Origin of the sequence: Methylobacterium sp. Leaf88, assembly GCF_001422795.1 — a bacterium.
GTDB lineage: Bacteria > Pseudomonadota > Alphaproteobacteria > Rhizobiales > Beijerinckiaceae > Methylobacterium.
In genome coordinates this window covers 1-254 of record NZ_LMMK01000008.1, presented here as the reverse complement: position 1 = coordinate 254, position 254 = coordinate 1, and the positions used below count along the sequence as shown (strand labels likewise).

Annotated in this window: 1 pseudogene; it reads left to right on the top strand. The window is 64.2% G+C overall.

Annotated features, from left to right (window positions below):
- Positions 1–254, top strand: a pseudogene (locus ASF20_RS05515) (catalase-peroxidase); the annotation flags it as partial.

Genomic DNA, 254 nt, shown 5'->3' with positions numbered 1-254 from the left:
GGAGATCATGGGCTTCCCGACCTACGGCTTTGCCGGCGGACGTCAGGACGCGTGGGAAGCCGATAACGCGACCTACTGGGGACCCGAGATCTGGGACCCGCACGACGTCGCGTCGTTCGACAGCATGGTGAGCCGCGACAAGCGCTGGCGTGGCCAGAACGGCGATACGGATTACGATCTCGAAAATCCGTTGGCCGCGTCGCACCAGGCGCTGATCTACGTCAATCCCGAAGGCCCCTACGCGAACGGAGACC